Source organism: Pantoea sp. VS1, from assembly GCF_002207995.1.
In the GTDB taxonomy this organism is placed as follows: Bacteria; Pseudomonadota; Gammaproteobacteria; order Enterobacterales; family Enterobacteriaceae; genus Pantoea; species Pantoea dispersa.
On the sequence record NZ_NHZE01000004.1, the window covers coordinates 307,353 to 324,971 of the forward strand.

The 17,619-nt window shown below is 53.3% G+C and carries 18 protein-coding genes and 2 pseudogenes; 10 read left to right on the plus strand and 10 right to left on the minus strand.

The features are described 5' to 3' along the window. Position 1: 1 nt before the first annotated feature. The 6 genes from motB to otsB all read right to left on the minus strand — a co-directional run bounded on the left by motB (position 2) and on the right by otsB (position 6,229). Positions 2 to 1,033 (minus strand): flagellar motor protein MotB, encoded by a 1,032-nt coding sequence (gene motB, locus CBW22_RS02060; RefSeq protein WP_088515880.1) that lies wholly within the window; start codon positions 1,031 to 1,033, stop codon positions 2 to 4. Next, positions 1,030 to 1,917 carry a flagellar motor stator protein MotA gene (motA, locus tag CBW22_RS02065; protein WP_021506281.1) on the minus strand — a complete coding sequence of 296 codons (888 nt, stop codon included), beginning with the start codon at positions 1,915 to 1,917 and terminating at the stop codon, positions 1,030 to 1,032. The genes motB and motA overlap by 4 nt, the downstream gene beginning before the upstream one ends. Before the next feature lie 133 nt (positions 1,918 to 2,050). Further along, positions 2,051 to 2,629: a flagellar transcriptional regulator FlhC gene (flhC, locus tag CBW22_RS02070; protein WP_088515881.1), complete on the minus strand. Its 579-nt coding sequence runs from the start codon at positions 2,627 to 2,629 to the stop codon at positions 2,051 to 2,053. After that, positions 2,629 to 2,979, minus strand: coding sequence for a flagellar transcriptional regulator FlhD (flhD, locus tag CBW22_RS02075; protein WP_058769677.1), 351 nt, complete (start codon positions 2,977 to 2,979; stop codon positions 2,629 to 2,631). Before flhD ends, flhC begins: the two co-directional genes overlap by 1 nt. A gap of 1,028 nt (positions 2,980 to 4,007) precedes the next feature. Continuing rightward, a complete protein-coding gene (otsA, locus tag CBW22_RS02080) occupies positions 4,008 to 5,444 on the minus strand; it encodes an alpha,alpha-trehalose-phosphate synthase (protein ID WP_088515882.1) in 1,437 nt (478 codons plus the stop codon). Next, positions 5,441 to 6,229 (minus strand): trehalose-phosphatase, encoded by a 789-nt coding sequence (otsB, locus tag CBW22_RS02085; protein ID WP_021506285.1) that lies wholly within the window; start codon positions 6,227 to 6,229, stop codon positions 5,441 to 5,443. The genes otsA and otsB overlap by 4 nt, the downstream gene beginning before the upstream one ends. 358 nt (positions 6,230 to 6,587) lie before the next feature. On the opposite strand from otsB, the gene umuD reads away from it, so the two are divergent. After that, positions 6,588 to 7,019: a translesion error-prone DNA polymerase V autoproteolytic subunit gene (gene umuD, locus CBW22_RS02090; RefSeq protein WP_021506286.1), complete on the plus strand. Its 432-nt coding sequence runs from the start codon at positions 6,588 to 6,590 to the stop codon at positions 7,017 to 7,019. On the opposite strand, the gene CBW22_RS02095 is transcribed toward umuD, so the two are convergent. Further along, complete coding sequence (locus CBW22_RS02095) at positions 7,016 to 7,921, minus strand: LysR family transcriptional regulator (protein WP_088515883.1); 906 nt, start codon at positions 7,919 to 7,921, stop codon at positions 7,016 to 7,018. The genes umuD and CBW22_RS02095 overlap by 4 nt on opposite strands. 132 nt (positions 7,922 to 8,053) lie before the next feature. Between CBW22_RS02095 and CBW22_RS02100 the strand changes: the two genes are divergently transcribed. Continuing rightward, positions 8,054 to 8,830, plus strand: coding sequence for a DeoR/GlpR family DNA-binding transcription regulator (locus CBW22_RS02100; protein WP_254919458.1), 777 nt, complete (start codon positions 8,054 to 8,056; stop codon positions 8,828 to 8,830). A 96-nt stretch (positions 8,831 to 8,926) separates the two neighbouring features. Here the strand turns inward: CBW22_RS02100 and CBW22_RS02105 are convergent, their stop codons facing one another. Next, the gene (locus CBW22_RS02105) at positions 8,927 to 9,580 is read right to left on the minus strand and encodes a hypothetical protein (RefSeq protein WP_058769674.1); all 654 of its coding nucleotides are present in this window, start codon (positions 9,578 to 9,580) and stop codon (positions 8,927 to 8,929) included. A gap of 374 nt (positions 9,581 to 9,954) precedes the next feature. Here CBW22_RS02105 and CBW22_RS02110 point away from each other — a divergent pair, with 374 nt between their 5' ends. The 5 genes and pseudogenes from CBW22_RS02110 to CBW22_RS02125 all read left to right on the plus strand — a co-directional run bounded on the left by CBW22_RS02110 (position 9,955) and on the right by CBW22_RS02125 (position 13,467). Continuing rightward, a complete protein-coding gene (locus CBW22_RS02110) occupies positions 9,955 to 10,245 on the plus strand; it encodes a hypothetical protein (protein ID WP_031279201.1) in 291 nt (96 codons plus the stop codon). Positions 10,246 to 10,738: 493 nt separating this feature from the next. Then, positions 10,739 to 11,437: a response regulator gene (locus CBW22_RS02115; protein WP_254919459.1), complete on the plus strand. Its 699-nt coding sequence runs from the start codon at positions 10,739 to 10,741 to the stop codon at positions 11,435 to 11,437. A gap of 264 nt (positions 11,438 to 11,701) precedes the next feature. Next, entirely contained in the window at positions 11,702 to 12,505 is an 804-nt protein-coding gene (blaOXA, locus tag CBW22_RS02120; protein ID WP_217899511.1) for a class D beta-lactamase, read from the plus strand. 213 nt (positions 12,506 to 12,718) lie between these two features. After that, positions 12,719 to 12,811: pseudogene (locus tag CBW22_RS26585) on the plus strand (glutathione transferase GstA); the annotation flags it as partial. A gap of 179 nt (positions 12,812 to 12,990) precedes the next feature. Then, positions 12,991 to 13,467, plus strand: a complete 477-nt coding sequence (locus tag CBW22_RS02125; RefSeq protein WP_088515905.1) for a glutathione peroxidase — start codon at positions 12,991 to 12,993, stop codon at positions 13,465 to 13,467. 101 nt (positions 13,468 to 13,568) lie between these two features. Here CBW22_RS02125 and CBW22_RS02130 read toward each other — a convergent pair whose 3' ends face one another. Then, positions 13,569 to 14,171, minus strand: a complete 603-nt coding sequence (locus CBW22_RS02130) for a helix-turn-helix domain-containing protein (protein ID WP_058757649.1) — start codon at positions 14,169 to 14,171, stop codon at positions 13,569 to 13,571. 43 nt (positions 14,172 to 14,214) lie between these two features. Between CBW22_RS02130 and CBW22_RS02135 the strand changes: the two genes are divergently transcribed. Further along, positions 14,215 to 14,901 carry a B3/B4 domain-containing protein gene (locus tag CBW22_RS02135; RefSeq protein ID WP_088515886.1) on the plus strand — a complete coding sequence of 229 codons (687 nt, stop codon included), beginning with the start codon at positions 14,215 to 14,217 and terminating at the stop codon, positions 14,899 to 14,901. Between the two features lie 29 nt (positions 14,902 to 14,930). Then, positions 14,931 to 15,824 (plus strand): dihydrodipicolinate synthase family protein, encoded by an 894-nt coding sequence (locus tag CBW22_RS02140; protein WP_088515887.1) that lies wholly within the window; start codon positions 14,931 to 14,933, stop codon positions 15,822 to 15,824. Between the two features lie 141 nt (positions 15,825 to 15,965). Here CBW22_RS02140 and CBW22_RS02145 read toward each other — a convergent pair whose 3' ends face one another. After that, complete coding sequence (locus CBW22_RS02145) at positions 15,966 to 16,685, minus strand: type 1 glutamine amidotransferase (protein WP_088515888.1); 720 nt, start codon at positions 16,683 to 16,685, stop codon at positions 15,966 to 15,968. Positions 16,686 to 16,803: 118 nt separating this feature from the next. On the opposite strand from CBW22_RS02145, the pseudogene CBW22_RS02150 reads away from it, so the two are divergent. Next, positions 16,804 to 17,577, plus strand: a pseudogene (locus tag CBW22_RS02150) (AraC family transcriptional regulator). Positions 17,578 to 17,619: the final 42 nt, after the last annotated feature.

Below are 17,619 nucleotides of genomic sequence, written 5' to 3' on the forward strand. Positions count from 1 at the left end.
ATCACCTCGGCTGTGAGGGTTGGTCTGGTGTCACCGCGCTGGCGGCGGGCGGTGCCGCTGCCGGCGGATTCGCCGCGGCTGCCGGTGTGGCCGGTGCTGCGGTAGAATCCGTGGGGGCAGTTGGCGCCGCCGGACCAGCCGGTGCGGTAATGCTAGGTAAAATCTGCGCCGGGTCACTCACCTGAACGGCATCGCTCTCGGCATTCTCTTTTTCAATCGCCGCTTCGGTGTCATGGTTCAACACCAGCAGGCTGATACGACGGTTCACCGCGTCGTTGGCGCCGCGGTTTTTCAGTTTCATGGTGTCGGCCATGCCGACCACGCGCAGCATTTTGCCGCCGTCCAGCCCGCCCGCCACCAGCTCACGGCGTGAGGCATTGGCACGATCCGCCGACAGCTCCCAGTTGCTGTAGCCGCGATCGCCGCTGGCGTACTGGAAGTCATCGGTATGACCGGACAAACTGATTTTGTTAGGAATATCATTCAGCAGCGGCGCAATGGCGCGCAGGATATCGCGCATGTACGGCTCCACTTCCGCGCTGCCGGTTTTAAACATCGGGCGGTTCTGGCTATCGATAATCTGAATGCGCAGCCCCTCTTCCACCATGTTGATGATCAGATGCGGACGCAGCGCTTTCAGGCGCGGATCGGCCTCAATCAGCTGGTCGAGTTTTTCATGCAGCCGGTTCAGGCGAATGTCATCCAGCTGGCGCTTTTGCGCATCCATATCGACCTGTTTTTGCACTTCGCCTTTCTTCTGCGTCGGATCATCGCCGCCGCCGGGAATCGGACTTTCGCTGTCGCTGCTACGCTGACCGCCGGTCAGGGCGACCTTGAGCGGCGTTTTAAAATATTCGGCAATCTGCACCAGCTCCTGCGGATTGGCGATCGAGATCAGCCACATCACCATGAAGAACGCCATCATCGCCGTCATAAAGTCGGCATAGGCAATCTTCCATGAGCCATGGCTGCCTTCATGCTTTTTATGTTTGCGCCGTTTGACCAGCACAATCGGGCGATTACCGTGCTTCATGAAGGCGTATCCGAAGTCTGCTTAGCCGGGTTTTTCGCGTTGCGCACGTGCTCTTCCAGCTCGGTAAAGGACGGACGCTCGGTGGAATACAGGGTTTTACGACCAAACTCGACGGCGATCTGCGGCGCATAACCGTTCAGGCTGGAGAGCAGCGTAACTTTGACGCACTGCATCATCTTGGTGGTTTCCGCGCACTTCTGGCGCAGCACGGATGCCAGCGGCGAAATGAAGCCGTAAGCCAGCAGAATACCGAGGAAGGTTCCCACCATGGCGTGCGCAATCAGCGCGCCCAGTTCTGCCGCCGGGCGGTCCGCGGAGGCCAGCGCGTGCACCACGCCCATTACCGCAGCGACGATACCAAACGCCGGCAGGCCATCACCGACTGCCGCTAAGCTTTGTGCTGGTACTTCGCACTCGTGTTCATAGGTTTCGATCTCTTCATCCATCAGGGCTTCGATCTCGAAAGCATTCATATTTCCGCTCACCATCAGACGTAAATAGTCGGTAATAAAATCCACTAAAGGTTTATCGGACAAAATACGCGGATAGTTAGCGAAAATTTCGCTCTGGCTGGGATCTTCAATATCGCGTTCCAGCGACAGCATGCCCTGCTGACGTGATTTCGCCATCAGGCGATACAGCAGCGCCATTAAATCCATGTATACGGCTTTGTTATATTTTGAGCCGCGCATTAACAAAGGCAGCGCTTTTAGCGTCTTTTTAATCGATTTGCCGTTGTTGCCCACCAGAAACGCACCAATGCCGGCGCCGCCAATAATCAGCAACTCCGACGGCTGGTAAAGCGCGCCCAGATGGCCGCCTACCATCATGTAACCGCCCAGCACGGAACCGAGGACTACGATATAACCCACAATAATCAGCACAAAAACATCCTTACGTCCGTAACGTGTTGGTGGAAGTTAAGCCAGAGAGCCGCAGGTGTTATTCACAGGGTGTGGGCAAAAAAAAAGCAGCGGTATTAACCGCTGCTGGATGCTTTCCACGATGCGAACAAACTTAAACGGCGCGTTTAACCTGTTCATCCAGCAGTTGTGGAAAGGTATCGGCAGAATCTGCAGAAAGTTTACGTCTTTTTACGGCACGTGATGGCGGCTGGCACAGGCTGCAAACAAAGCTGCCCGGCGGCTGATGCGCGTGGTTGATGAAGCTTCCGCCACAGCATTTACAGTCCGACAATTCCAGCATGCCACTTTCAACAAATCGCACCAGGGTCCAGGCGCGGGTCAGCGCCAACAGCGGGCCCTCGTCCGATAGCGGACACTGCTCAAGATACAGGCGATACGCTTTGATAACCGCCTCTACGCCACTGCTCAGCCGGGTTTTCAGCAGAAACTGCCAGGCGTTGCAGAACATCGACGCATGAATATTTTGTTCCCAGGTCATGAACCAGTCGGTAGAGAATGGCAGCATGCCTTTCGGTGGGGGTGCACCACGCAGCTCTTTGTACAGTTTAATCAGGCGACCGCGGCTCAGCTGGGTTTCACTTTCCAGCATCTGCAGTCGTGCGCCCAATGTAATCAGCTCCATTGCCAGCTGAATATCACGCGCTTCCTGAACGATACTTTTTTCGGTCATTATACCGCCCTCTTTTTAGCAGAGGCATCGTCTTTCGATGCGCTGCGCAATAAACGGCTGGATAATAAAATACCGGTGTGGATTTGCTGCAAATCATCCACACGTGATTCCTGCGTTAAACGGTTAATAAGATTGTGATCGGTAAAGCGGAACTGGCAAACCAGTTGATTGGTTTCCGCTAATTTTACCATCTCAGGTAAAGTCAATTGCTGCAATGCATCCGCCATTGGCTCATCGATACCTAAACGAAACATTGCTGAAGCTTTTTCCTGGTTTATCAAACGCTGTGCAAGCAATAAATATGACAGATTGATGTCATATATGTGTTTTAGTAATTCTGATGTACCCATTTTTTTCCATCCTGATAGACGCGACATATATACGGCCACAGAATTAAGTGTTCTATGGTTCGGGTTGCTGGTTGGTAAATCTAAAGATGGCAAAAAATAATCAGGCATAAGCCAACGCGTACTGAACTGTTTCACTTCCCACCGGGATATTGATCAGTAGTAGTCAAAACTCCAGGCCAATCTTTTCTTGAGTTGTAACCATCTTCCGTGACGTCTGCTTACAGTTTTTTAAGACTAATCCGAAAACAAGGCAAATCTATATCGTCTGATTTCGACATACAACGTGATTGGTATGAAATTTTAGATAAAGTGTGATCTGCGTCACACTTTTAAGGCAAATTTTTCAGGTGAAGCTTCAGTAATGCTTTTCTGTTGTTCCTTTTTTGAGCGATTTTGAAACGTTTCGCTAATATTTCACAGGAAAAGTCTGAATTTTGAAGTGTGTCGCAGATCGCCGCCATGGGACGATCTTTTATCTGCTACGTTGGCTTTAGGCAAAGACAAGACCCCGAAATAAACCAAAAAGGCAGCATAAAACACCAAAAATGGCTGTAATTATTCGCTTTTAAATTAATCACTTACAGGGAATATTGCCACGCAGGACTAATGGCGCTGTGCTAGCGAAGCGTGAAGAGTGGATGCAGCGCGCTTGTGGTGTGTAAAGAGTTTGTAGGGAGGGTTTAGCGAGTCACAAGGGATGTAACAGCACGTTACATTAGCGATATGAATGAATTGACTAACTAACACACTGATGTATTAGAACTATCGGCCTGGCCAGCCAAATCTTTAGGGTTGGAAGAAAAAATTCAGCGTTTCAGTGATTAACTGGCTTAATTTTAACCAATTCGTGCGTTTTTTGGTGCCGGGTCAGCGGGTTAGCGCTTAACAAAATGAAATCGATTTCATCCGGTAAGAGTATCGCGTGAAAACGCTACGCAGCACGGTCCTGCCTGCGTTGTCTGACGGATGCCTCTCCCGCGTACGGGAGAGGCATTGCCTGAGGGGAAAATCGCGCCTTGCGGGGCTAATTACGCCAGCTTCTGAAAGGTCGCGACCTTGTTATCGCTACCGTGGCTGGCGCTGCGTGCCGGCAGCGTGTTCAGATCGTTCAGGAAGCTTTCGCGCCAGTGCGAAATGTCCTGCTTACGCAGTACGGCCATCATGTCGTTATAGCGCGAGATACGCTCGGTGCGCGGCATGGTCAGCGCGCGGTCCAGCGCCGCCGCCACATCATCACGATCGTACGGGTTGACGATCAGCGCAGAAGTCAGCTCGTTAGCCGCTCCGGCAAAGCGCGACAGCACCAGCACGCCCGGGTCGTCCGGATCCTGCGCCGCGACATACTCTTTCGCCACCAGATTCATGCCGTCACGCAGCGGCGTAACCAGCCCCACGTCGGTCAGGCGGAAAATCTTCATCAGCAGGCGGCGATCAAAATGCTGGTTAAGATAGAAGAGCGGCGTCCAGCCCAGCGTGCCGTATTTACCGTTAATGCGCCCCGCTTCCGTCTCCAGCTGGTGACGAATATCCTGATAGGCCTGCACGTCGCCGCGCGAGGTCGGCGCAATCTGTGAGTAGCGGATTTTGCCGCGGTGCTGCGGGAAGTTTTCCAGCAGCGCTTCATAGGCAAGGAAACGCTCCGGCAAGCCTTTGGAATAGTCGAGACGCTCACAGGCGATAATGTTCTGCAAATCGCCCAGCTCACGCTTCATCGCGGCCATCTTCGGTGGCAGCGGCCCTTCTGCCATCTCTTTAATGCTGTCCGGCTCGATACCGATAGGGTAAACCTCGGTCATAAAGGTGTTGCCAAAGGCGCGATGCTTCTTCTCGCCTTTATTCTGCAGCTGCGTCAGCTGGCTCAGGCTGTCGAGAAACGCCACGCGATCGGATTCTGTCTGGAAACCCAGCAGATCGTATTCACACAGCATTTCCAGCAGTTCCTGATGCGGCGGCAGCGCATTGAAAATTTCCGGCGTCGGGAACGGGATATGTAGAAAGAATCCGATTCGGTTATTGATGCCCTGTTTACGCAGTTCGGCGGCAAACGGCAGCAGGTGGTAATCGTGGATCCACAGGATATCGTCCGGCTTGATCAGCGGTTTCAGCCGCTGCGCCAGCAGGGTATTCACGCGGCAGTAGCCTTCCCAGGCTTCACGCTGATACTGCACCAGATCGAGGCGATAGTGAAACGCGGGCCAGATCACCGTATTAGAAAACTGGCAGTAGTACTGATCGTAATCGTTTTGATTGAGGGGGAATGAGGCATAGGTAATGCCGTCTTGTTCGATCTGGGTAAGTTCCTCATCTTCTTCACCGGAAAACTCACTGATCTCTCCGTTCCAGCCAAACCACAATCCTCCGGTGGTCTGCAGCGCATCCAGAATGCCGACGGCGAGACCGCCTGCGTTGGTTTTGCTTCCATCAGGAATAGCGATACGGTTAGATACGACGACTAAACGACTCATAACCTAAACTCCTTACCGACGTTGTCATGTTCTAGTTGTAATAATAGTTGTTCCAGCCAGTGCCAGACCGCTGCCACATCGGGCAGACGATAGCGCGCCTGGCTTGGACCTTCACCGACCTTGACCGAGATGCCGTGCATGGCATTGACTGCAAGAAAGCCTTTCTCATCGGTCAGATCGTCGCCCACAAATACCGGAATGCGACCGGTAAATGGCGCTTCCTGCATAAATTCGCGTACCGCAGCACCTTTATCGATGCCCTGCGGTTTCAGTTCCACCACACATTTACCTGGCTGCAGCGCCAGCGCCGGAAAGCGGGTTACCGCCTCTTCGGCCAGCTGCATGATGGCGTTTTCATACTCTGGCGCGTTGCGGTAGTGCAGCGCAAAGGCCATACCTTTTACTTCCAGCAGCGTACCGGGCCACTGGTCAAGCGTCTGCTGCAGTTCAACCTGCAGCGTTTGCGCCACCTCATCGGGCAGCGACTGACGATGCAGATGTCCGCTGGCATCGCGGCGCTCAGCGCCGTGCACGCCCGCCGCCGGGGCTTCCAGCGGCGCGACCAGCTCATCCAGCTGGCTGATCGGACGGCCGGAAACCAGCGCCAGCGCGCCGTGACTTAAATTAGAAATTTGTTGCAGATGCTGGCGCACCGATGCGGGGATGGAAACCGACTCGGGCTGCGACTGAAGCGCGGCCAGCGTGCCGTCAACATCAAAAAAGAAGGCGTAAAGTCCGCCACTTAGCGACGGCAGGGTGCTGTTCTCATTAACCGCAGGGGTCACGTCTCCTCCTGTATCTGAACGTAAACGAGCAGTCTGTTCGCAGGCAGGCAGGAAGTGAGGAGGTTTTTCCGTAAACACGGGAATCGAAAGGGTAACGCTCCAGAACTAAACGAAATTTTCATCAACACTGCAACCGCACTACGAACATCGGCAACATTAAGTGTAGACAACAATTGAAGTTTCGCCAGACGGGCGCACAGAGTGCTTAGCGAAGAGTGCACTTTTCAGCGGTTTGCCCGGCAAAAAACTGAATTCTGCTGTTTTTCATACGCTTCGCTTTTTTTACCGCAGGCAGACTTGATCATAGCAAAAATCGCCTGATACTGTATATAAAAACAGTATCCATGGAATATTCGCTATGACGCGTTTCTTTTTGCCACAGCTTTCACCGCCTTCGCGCTCCCGCCCGCTATTCCTTGACGCGGTGCACGGCGGTTTCCCCTCACCCGCTCAGGACTACATTGAGCGCCAGATTGATCTCAATGAGCTGCTGGTGACCCGCCCGAGCGCCACCTATTTTGTGCGCGTCGAAGGCGACTCGATGCGCGATGCCAATATCCGCGAAGGCGACCTGCTGGTGGTCGACAGCTCACTCAATGCCCGGCACGACGACATCGTGATCGCCGCCATCAACGGCGAGTTCACCGTCAAGCGGCTGCAGACGCATCCCTGCGTACAGCTGATGCCGATGAATCCGCGCTATCAGCCCATCCGGCTGCGTGAAGAGGAGGAGCTGGAAATTTTTGGCGTGGTGACGTTTATTATTTACGCCGCACGCGTCCAGCGTTAGCGCATCGTTTCGGCGCGGATCATCTCAATCAGCCGGCGTAAACCTGGGTGCAGCTGGCGACGGTCGGGGTAATACATCACCAGCGGTTCGTCTTCGCTGCACCAGTCCGTCAGCACGCGCACCAGCTGCCCGCTCGCCAGCTGCGCCTGTAAGTAGCGCTCCGGGCAGTAGCCGAGACCGTAACCGCCGGCGACCGCATCAATAATCATGTCGCTCTCATTGAGCGTCAGCGTGCCCGGCACATCGACCTCATACGCCACCTTGCCCTGTGCCAGCGGCCACTTATACAGCGTGCCATTGCCAAGGCGCATGCGAATACAGCGATGGTTGCGCAGATCGTCCGGATGCTGCAGCGGCGGTGCGTCGCGCAGGTAATCGGGTGACGCCACCACGATCCAGCGCAGTTTGGGCGTCAGCGGCATGGCGATCATATCTTTCGGTACGCTGGCGCCATAGCGAATCCCGGCGTCATAGCCGCTGCCGATGATATCCACCAGATTGTTATCCACCGTAATTTCCAGACTGAGCTCCGGATAGGTCGCCATAAAGCGCGCCAGGATCGGCCGAAACAGCAGCTGCCCGGCATCACGCGGGATGTTCAGTCGCAGGCGGCCGCTGGGTGATTCGCGGTACAGGTGCAGATCGTTCAGCGCCAGCTCAATCTGCGCAAAGCCGGTTTCCAGATGGCGCAAAAAAGCGGCACCGGCGTCCGTCGGCACCACCGCCCGGCTGGTGCGGTTGAGCAGGCGCACGCCAAGACGCGCTTCAAGACTGCGTAACGTGTGGCTGATGGCCGACGTGGTGACCCCCAGTTCCAGTGCGGCGAGGCGGAAACTCTTGCGCCGGCAAATCAGCAGAAAAACATTCAGATCGGCCAGTTCATTACGTTGCAGGGCGGGCATTTTCGTGTCTCCTGACTCATTGCCTCGTTGAATCTGATTCAACTTCGGATGAGCTATCATAGCGAAGCTGCCGTACCGGACGCTATGCGCGCGTGGCATGGCAGGCAAAACGTCACTTTTAACCCCGAGCTCATGATGCTGCCCGAAGACCGAAAAGACGCTATTTATCGCTACCTGTTTGCGAAACGATCGGCCACCATTCACGAACTGGCCACGCTGATGGCGGTGTCGGCGATGACCATCCGCCGCGATATTAAATTCCTGCAGGACGCCGGCCTGGTGGTTGGCATACACGGCGGCGCCAGGCTGCCTGCCGTGGTTCATCAGGCATTGCCGTATGTGGAGAAGGCACAGCTGAACGTGCACGCCAAACAAAGCCTTGGCCGTTATGCTGCGTCACTGGTACAGGATGGCCAGGTGGTCTACCTCGATGCCGGTACCACCAGCTATGAAATTGCGCGTGCGTTAGGCGATCAGGTAAGTCTCACCGTGCTGACTAACGACTTTACGATTGCCGCCTGGCTGATGCGTCACAGCCACATCACGCTATTTCATACGGGTGGCAAAGTCGATAAACGGCATATTGCCAGCGTGGGTGCCATGGCGGCGACCGCTCTTGCCGCGTTCAATATTGATCTGGCCTTCCTCAGCGCCAGCGCGTGGGATGTCACGCACGGCCTCTCGACACCCGACGAAGACACTTTGCTGGTGAATCAGGCGGTGCTGGCCGCCTCAGCGCAGCGTTATCTGGTGGCTGACAGCAGCAAATATGGTCGTTACAGCGTGTATTCCGTGTGTAAGCTGCAGCAGCTGGACGGTGTGATCACCGATGACGATTGCCCCTGTGCTGCCGTTGAGGAGATGAAACAGCGTGGTATTCGTCTGCACCGGGTAAATCGCCGCGGCTGAGCGGCATCCTGGTAAAGGCCATTAATTAAAAAGGAGGCGCGAACGCCTCCGGTGGCTACAGGGAAATCACATCGACTATTTATTATGGGGCACGGTTTACGGCGTAGGGGCGACTTTAGGATTGGAGCTGAACCAGCCGCGGCGATCCTGCCAGTTGCCATATTCATCCACAATCGCCCCTTTACTGTTGGCCATCAGGAAATGATAGCTCTCCAGTTTTTTCAGCGACAGCGTTTCGCCCTGATGCTGAATGACGACATTGTGGCTTTGCACCGGACCAAAACTTTTCGGCGTCGGCGGAATATCCGCTGATGCGGCGCCAATTTCTGAGAAGTTATATACCCAGCCATCGAGGACGCGCCACGATTCATGTTTTGCCGGACGTGCCGGCGGCGCGCTAATCGGCATGTGTCGATGCTCCGGAATCATCTGATTCGGCAGCAGATACATGGTCATAGCGTAATAACCGTAATCCAGATTATTGACCCAAGTGATGCTAGCCAGGCCAACATGCTGATAATCGCCCAGCCCAAAATCATTAACCCACAGCTGCTGGCGCATGGCCGGCGTCAGCGTATGACCGTAAGAGGCAAGCAGTTGCGCTATTGCATCTTTCGCCACCTCTTTCTGGAAGACGCCATTTTTATAGAAATCTTTATTGGTATAAACGTGATGCGGCTGAGCCGCAACGGATGCGGTGGCATTGAGCGCCAGTAAGGCCGCAGCGAACGCCAGAGCAGGTTTTGTCATAATTCACCTCCTGTTTATGACAGCCATGTTGATGCAAATAAAAATTTCACCGGCCGGTAAAACGCAAGGGTGGCCAGCGCGGAGAACAGAGTTGCAGATGGCGATGCGGAGGGGAAATTCATTTAGAGAATCGGATCTATCTAATTATCAGATACGGCTGTGCTTTTTTGTGATTATTAACAAATAATCACAGGCTATTCTGCCCGGTAAAGCATCCAGCTGCTGACGGGCACAATTTATCTGCTGCTAAAGAAATTCTTAAAATGTTGGTTGCGCTCGCAATTGTGACAGGCGCGCGGCCAATTGTGTTTGACCTGCTTTTCACATCAATGCACACTGGCGGGCGTGAAAAACGGCAGATGAAGAGCCAAGAGATGTTGCAGAATTATAGTCAGCGCGTCCATTTCTATTACTGCATTCTGGTTGCGTTAAAACTCTATGTGAACAGCAAGAAATCCGGCGGCGTACGCGGGAAAAATAACTTTTTGCTGAAGTGGTTACGCAACGCGCAAAACAACACCATCTTTCATCCTGATATCACCAGTGAAATTGAATGGCTGCGCGGCAAAATTATCAGCGCCGGACCGGATGCCGATTTAGAACCGATGCTGCAATACGTTTACGAGACAGCAAAACGCGCCGAAACGCTGCGTCTCGGGCCGTAATCGCACGGGCTGCGCATTGCATTACCCCTGTCTGCAGGCAAAAAAAAGGGGGCAACGCGCCCCCAACCACTACAAAAATTTCATCCCTGACGCCCTGGTGCGGGTTCCCTTCCGGCTGACGCTAATTCTCTTCACACTGGCTACGCGTTACAGGGTTAGCACCAGCACGCTGATCAATAACCAGCAGCCCGCGCAAAATGCGCCCGCCGCCACCCAGGTTAACGCCCGGGTATTTAAATTGCAGACATCGCGTTGCCAACGTTTAACCGGCTGCATAACCACTCCTGAAAATACATTCTCATTATGCCTGGCAGAGGATTGCCGTGAACTGAGGATAAGCTTGTCACGTATTAATATCCCTGACCATCGGATGTGCTTACCGGTTATGTAGGCGCAGGACTACAACCCATTAATTACCGCTTATATCGCCGTCGAGAAGAACGTTATTACCAGGATAAACGGAAAAGTGTTGTAGTCGCAGGATGACAACCTAATGATGCATATTGTTTGCTCTTTATTCCTGTGCCAGAGTGAGATGAATAATGGCGCGAATAATATCAGGACGCTTATGGCGAATTTTATCATCGTGGACGATCACCCGCTTGCCCGCCTGGCCATGCGTATTATGCTGGAAAATGCGGGGCACCATATTGTCGCAGAAAGCGAAATGGCGGAGGGTGTCGAAAGGCTGATATTACAGCATGATGTTTCTGCCCTGATTATTGATATCGACCTGCCGGGTATGACGGGCATTGAACTGATCGCCGCGCTGCGAAATGCCGGCGTGCAATTACCGATCATCGTCATGAGTGGCAAAGACCCTGGCTACTATTCTGCTGAAAGCATTAAAGCCGGCGCAAATGGTTTTATCAGTAAAAAAAACCATATGAACGATTTGCTGCAGGCGGTGCATGCCGTATTTTCCGGTTATGGTTACTTTCCGCTGCGCATGCAGGAAAGCAGTGGCATCAGCAGATTAAAAAGCGATGCGGAAAGAATGCGGTTATTGTCCCGGCGGGAGCGGGAAGTGCTGAAGCTTCTATCGCAGGGAAAAGAGATTATTTATATCGCCCACCAGCTGCAAATCAGTAATAAAACCGTCAGCACGTATAAAGCCAGGCTGATGGAAAAACTGGGGTTAAAGAACCAGCGCGATCTGCTGGAGTTTTCGCGCCGCAATCGTATTGGCTGATTTATCCTGCGGGTAGAGGTAAGTCACCTGATTAATGTGGCATACAATGTGCATTTTACGCTAGCGCGCGGCTGCGAGCGCAAAACGCCGCGGATGTGCAGACTATCCCCGCTCAGGTTTATTAATAAGCACACCGGACGCGATAGTTTGCAGATGATAAAGGGATGTGGCGTGGCCAATCTCTTGATGCACAGCCTGACCGCGTTCAGTGCCCTTTCTCAGTTTGTAAATTACGTTAGCATTTAACTTTGGATTCAATCATCAATAAAAACCCGTCTGGCCGTTATGGCCTCTGTTGCTGCAATATTATTTTCACAGCAGGCATTCGCCAAAAACCTGTGCACCCTGATTGTTGACGCTGAATCAGGCAAAGTCCTGCTGGAGAGTGGCAACGACTGCAGTGGAGAAGTCACACCCGCATCCACCTTTAAAATAGCCATCAGCCTGATGGGATTTGATGCCGGCGTGCTGAAAAATGAAAAGGAACCCGCCTGGGATTACCAACAAGGATACCCGGACTGGGGCGGTAAAAACTGGATGAATAAAATCGATCCTACGGCGTGGCTAAAATATTCGGTCTTCTGGTATTCGCAGCAGGTTGTTAAAAAAATCGGGCAACATCGCTTTGAAGACTATGTAAAGGCGTTTGCTTACGGAAACGAAGATGTTTCCGCCGTTGACGTCAGCGCCCCCGGTCAGAATGGGGTGTGGGTTATGTCATCCCTGCAGATCTCACCGGTTCAGCAGATTGGCTTTTTAAGGAAAGTCGTTAACCGTGAGCTGCGCGTAAACAAGCATGCCTATGACATGACAGATAATATTACCCGCTACGACGTCAGCGTTAAGGGCTGGACGGTGCACGGCAAAACAGGAACCGGCTCACCGGGGAAAAATAATCAATACGATCCGCACCATGCCTATGGCTGGTATGTCGGCTGGGCGACCAAAGGCAGCAAAAAAATTGTTTTTGCCAAACTGATTCAGGATGAACAGGTGTTAACGCCGAATGCTGGCCTGAAAGCACGTGACGAAGTGTTGAAGCAGATGTCGGCGGTCATTGCGCCGTGATGGCATAACACATGGATGCCACGGATTTTTATTAACCTCCCGGTTTTCATGCGGCTGACAGATTGCGGCGAGGCCCTTCATTATGAAACTGACGGTTAGCCAGCAGATGAAGTGACCTCCTGAGCGCCGCTTATCTTTCTTTACGCAGCGTCGTCAGCAGTGACTGCGCAGCAACAGAAGACTGACCGGATGGCGAACACACCAGTCCAAACTGACGCTAATCGCTGGCCTGCGCTACTGGCGTATATGGCACGGATCAATGCGCGCCCTGCTGTGCAGGCGGCGTTGCTGGCAGAGGCGTCTTAGTGAGACTGGCAGACAGAGTTTTGTGCCGGCGATCAGGCTCTGTCTGCAAGGTTAGATGTCAGTGTTATTGTGACAACGGCGCGCAGAAAGTTATGCTGTGCGCGCCAGGCTACGAAGCCCGCTATTGGGCCCGCGTGGCAACATCAACATCGAACCTGTGCTGTTTTGAAGACACTGACATGACCCCTTTTTATCAGTTTTCGGCCACCAGCCTGACCGGTCAACCTATCTCTATGGCCGATTACGAAGGCAAGGTGGTTCTGGTGGTGAATACCGCCAGTCTTTGCGGCTTCACACCCCAGTACGCCGGCCTTGAAGCGCTCTATCAGAAATATGCCGCGCAGGGTCTGGTGGTGCTTGGCTATCCCTGCAATCAATTCGGTAAGCAGGAATCGGGAAACGCTGATGACATCTCACAAACCTGTCATGTTAATTACGGGGTGAGCTTCCCGATGTTCGGCAAAGTCGAGGTTAACGGCAGCGCAGCGCACCCGATATTTCGCTATCTGAAAGCGGAACTCCCCGGCGTGCTGGGCGGACGGATTAAGTGGAATTTCACCAAGTTTCTCATCGGACGCGACGGCCAGCCGCTGAAACGCTTTGCACCGATCACGTCCCCGGAGAAAATAGAAGCCGCGATACTCGCTGCACTTTAAGGTGGGGCTAGATTTGCCCCGCCCTTAAAAGGTGCCGACATCAATAAGGATGATTATTTGCGCACAAATCAGGGCTTCTTTGGCCGTCCATTGAAAAACGTTTATGACGCTTTTTCATTTACCGTCATGATAAAGTTCAGCGTGTTTTCTCCCTGGTTTGCGTAGAAGTGTGGAACATCGGTTTTGGCTGTAACGGAGGATCCCGCCGTTACCTGAAATACGCTCTCTTTCACGCCAAGCGTGAGGGTTCCGGATTTTACGTGCAGTAGCTCCAGCGTGCCTGAGGTATGCCCGGGTGATTCAAACTTTTCGCCTGGCCGCATTTCCCACAGCCACAGCTCAAGCATATCGGGTCCACCTGAGCCGGCCAGCAGCCTGGCGCTTCCCCCTTTGTCTCCTGTCCAGAGTTCGGGGATGTCCGTATCAGCGATGATGTGTACATCAGGCCTGGCGCTGACATCAACAAAATCCGCCACTGACACGCCCATGGCAGCAGCAAGCCGGCATAGCAGTGCAATGCTGGGATTAGCCTTGCACCCTTCTATCTCAACCAGCATCCCCTTACTGACACTGGCTTTGCGGGATAACTCATCGAGAGAAATTTTTCTTTGTTTACGAAACTGCTTAATCCGCAGGGATACGGCTTCGTTAACCGTGTTGACATCTGCGCCGGCGAAGGTCACTAAATTGACTTTTTTGGTCATTGGTCGCTATTATGAGATAAAATGGTCATTACAGGATTATCGCGTGTTAATCGTTTCCCCGTCAATTTCCCCTGAAATCTACCAAATTGCCCCTGGTTTTCGGGCGCTCAGCATTAGTGTGCAGGCAGCGCCTGTCGTGAATCCGCACGTCGGGGTAACGGCACTCAAGGCGGCCTGTGAGGCGGTGCTGTCAGATTCCCCCGCCTGGGCTGAATCCCATCTGGCTGCATGGGCCGATGTGTTTCAGATATTTGGTGCCAAACCCAAACGCACGCCCTGTTCTGCTGAGGCGCTACGTAAACGCGTGCTTCGCGATGGCACCCTGCCCGCGCTCGATCCGGTCGTTGATCTTTATAACGCTGTCAGTCTGCGCTATGCCGTGCCCGTAGGGGGAGAAAATATTGCCGCGTACCAGGGTGCACCTCGCCTGACGGTGGCAACAGGCACGGAACCCTTTGATACCATGAAAGAAGGGGTTATGGCGGTGGAATATCCTGCGCCTGGCGAAGTCGTCTGGTGTGATGATGCCGGCGTAACCTGCCGTCGCTGGAACTGGCGGCAGGGAATCAGGACTCGCTTAAGCGTTGAAGCGCAACACATGTGGTTTATTCTGGAAAGTCTGCCGCAGATGCCGCCTGAGCAGCTGCATGAAGCAGGAAAGATGCTGACCGACGGCCTTGAAGAAATGATGCCCGGACGGCAGTGTAACGTCACCCTCATCGGCGAGTAACACCTTTAACTCAGTTCTGGAGACTCTGCATGTTCACCGGCTTGTCTGCTTTCCCGTTAACGCCTGTCACCGCGCGTGGTGTCGATGAACAGGGTTTCACGAAGATCCTGGCTCGCCTGACGGCAGCCCGTGTCGATTCTTTAGGTGTTCTGGGTTCAACCGGCAGCTATGCTTACCTGAGCAGGGAACAGCGCAAACGCAGCGCAACGCTGGCCTGTCAGGTTGCCGGGGAGATTCCCGTGATGGTTTGCGTGGGTGCTATCAGCACCGATGCCGTACTGCATCTGGCTGAAGATGCGCAGTCCGCAGGCGCGGATGCGCTGCTGCTGCCGGCGATGAGTTACCAGCCACTGCGTGATGAAGAGGTGTATGCCCTCTTTGAGACGGTTACCCGCCATGCTTCAGTACCGGTTTGTGTTTATGACAACCCCGGAACCACGCATTTCCGTTTTACCGATGAACTGCTCGGGCAGCTGTCGTCACTGAAAGGGATTCGCTCAATTAAAATTCCGGGAGTACCGGATACCCTCATTGCTGCAGCTGAACGCGTTGCTGCATTACGACAACATCTTCGTGCTGGCGTGACCCTGGGTATTAGTGGTGACGCCAGTGCCGGGCTGGGGCTGAATGCCGGTTGCGAAGTCTGGTATTCCGTTTGCGGCGGTATCTTCCCGGAAACCGCCAAACAAATTATGCAGGCCGCAGCCATTAACGACGCTGAACGCGTTATGGCCTTAACAAACCGCCTGAAACCTTTATGGGATTTGTTCCGTAAGCATGGCGGAAGTATCCGCGTGATCGCAGCGGCAGCAGGCATACTGGGGCTGACCGATGCCGACTGTCTGCCTCGTCCCCTGTTACCCTTATCGGCCGCAGAGGTGTCAGAAGTAGCAGCAGTGATGGCCGCTCTGGACCTGAAGTAACGCGCCGGCGGAATCGATCCTGCGTCAGGCCGTTGATAGAAAGTAGGGTTTGAAGGGTGCACAAAAGGTCATGGTGCCTGCATGTATCAGCTTCTGATAAAGAATGCCCGGAGATAAACATCACCGGGCATAAAGCGGTGTTTAAGCTGATTTGTAACGCGCTTCGAGCTTATCCATGAAGCCAAAAAGTACCTGATTCATTTCGCTGTAATCGTGCGCACGAAGTTCTTCTGGCGTATGAACAAAGCGATACTCTGCGGCTCGGCTCAGGTCTTGTTGCGAATGAGCGATGAGCCGTTCTACAACATCCAGCGTCAGTTCCATGTGGCACTGAAAACCAAAGACGCGATCTGAATAGGAAACGATCTGGCGGGGACAGCCTTCGCTGTAGGCGATGATTTTTGCATCCGCGGTCAGGCCCGGCATGTCGTTATGCCAGTGACCGACCTCAAGCGACTTCGCAAAGTGAGAAAACAACGCATCCTCGCGAGCCTCTTCAGTTAGCGTGATCGGGAACTTACCAATCTCTTTTTCAGGGCTGTGAGCAAACGGCGCGCCCAGCGCCTCACCGATCAGCTGTGAGCCAAGGCAGATACCGATAACGGCTTTACCGGTTTTAACAGCAGCAGCAATCAGCGCCTGCTCGCCTTTCGCATCGAAGTGCGGACACTCTCTCTGGGTCGTGGACGGGTCCTGCGGACCGCCCATCACGATCAGGAAATCAATACCTTCGGCGTCCACGGGTAGCTCATCGCCTGCGTATACACGCGAGTAAGTCACATTATGACCTTGATTTCTGGCCCATGTTTCATAAGCCCCTGGCGCTTCAAAACTTTCATGTACGATAAAGTGTACCCGCATAAGGATAGGCTCCTGTTATACCTGTGATAATCTGACCGATAAACGACACACTCATCCAGTGAGTTGGTACACCGGATGGTTTCGAGGCAGCATCATAGTTGCAGGACCCTAATCTGAAATGCCAGGTAGTATAGATAAAGCGCCAAGACATGAAGCATCCACAGGCTGGTCCGGCACAGCGATTAGCTATCAGCGAGGAGAAACCGATCCTCCTCATCATCACCTTGAAGGGCAACTCCTCTATGCAACCAGAGGCGTGATGCTGGTCGAAACGGAAAACAACCGCTGGGTTATCCCCCCTCAGCGTGCATTGTGGCTACCACCTCTGCAGATACATAGTTACAATCTGCTGTCTCACACAGATCTCAGGGCCGTCTATTTCAGTGGCAGCCTTATCGCGGAATGTACAAATTTTGCGAAGAGTAACCAGGTGCATGTCATTACGGCTACGCCACTGGTGAAAGAACTGATAACCGGTCTGTTCAGTGATAACTACAACAGACCGAGCCAGCGGAAAATGGCACTGTTGCTTCTGGAAATACTCAGCGAAGCACCTTCTCTGACTGCGGAACTTCCAATGCCACGTGATGAGCGATTATTCTCTGCGGCCAGAGAACTTGTGGTAAATCATCGCTGGGAAATACCACTGAGCGATCTGGCTTTTATCGCGTCAATGTCTGAACGTACCTTTTCGCGATTGTTTATTAAGGATACGGGTTTTAGTTTCAGAACCTGGAAGCAAAGAGCAAGAATTTATGCTTCGTTAGATCTCCTTGCGAATAACATCCCTATCAAACAGGTCGCTTATAAGCTCGGTTTTTAATGTCCGGCTGCCTATACCGCTGCTTTTCGCTCCATTTTGAATGCAACGCCGCGCGATTATTTGCCTTAATCTATGAATCAATGCCTGCTTCTCGCTCCAGGCAAACATTTT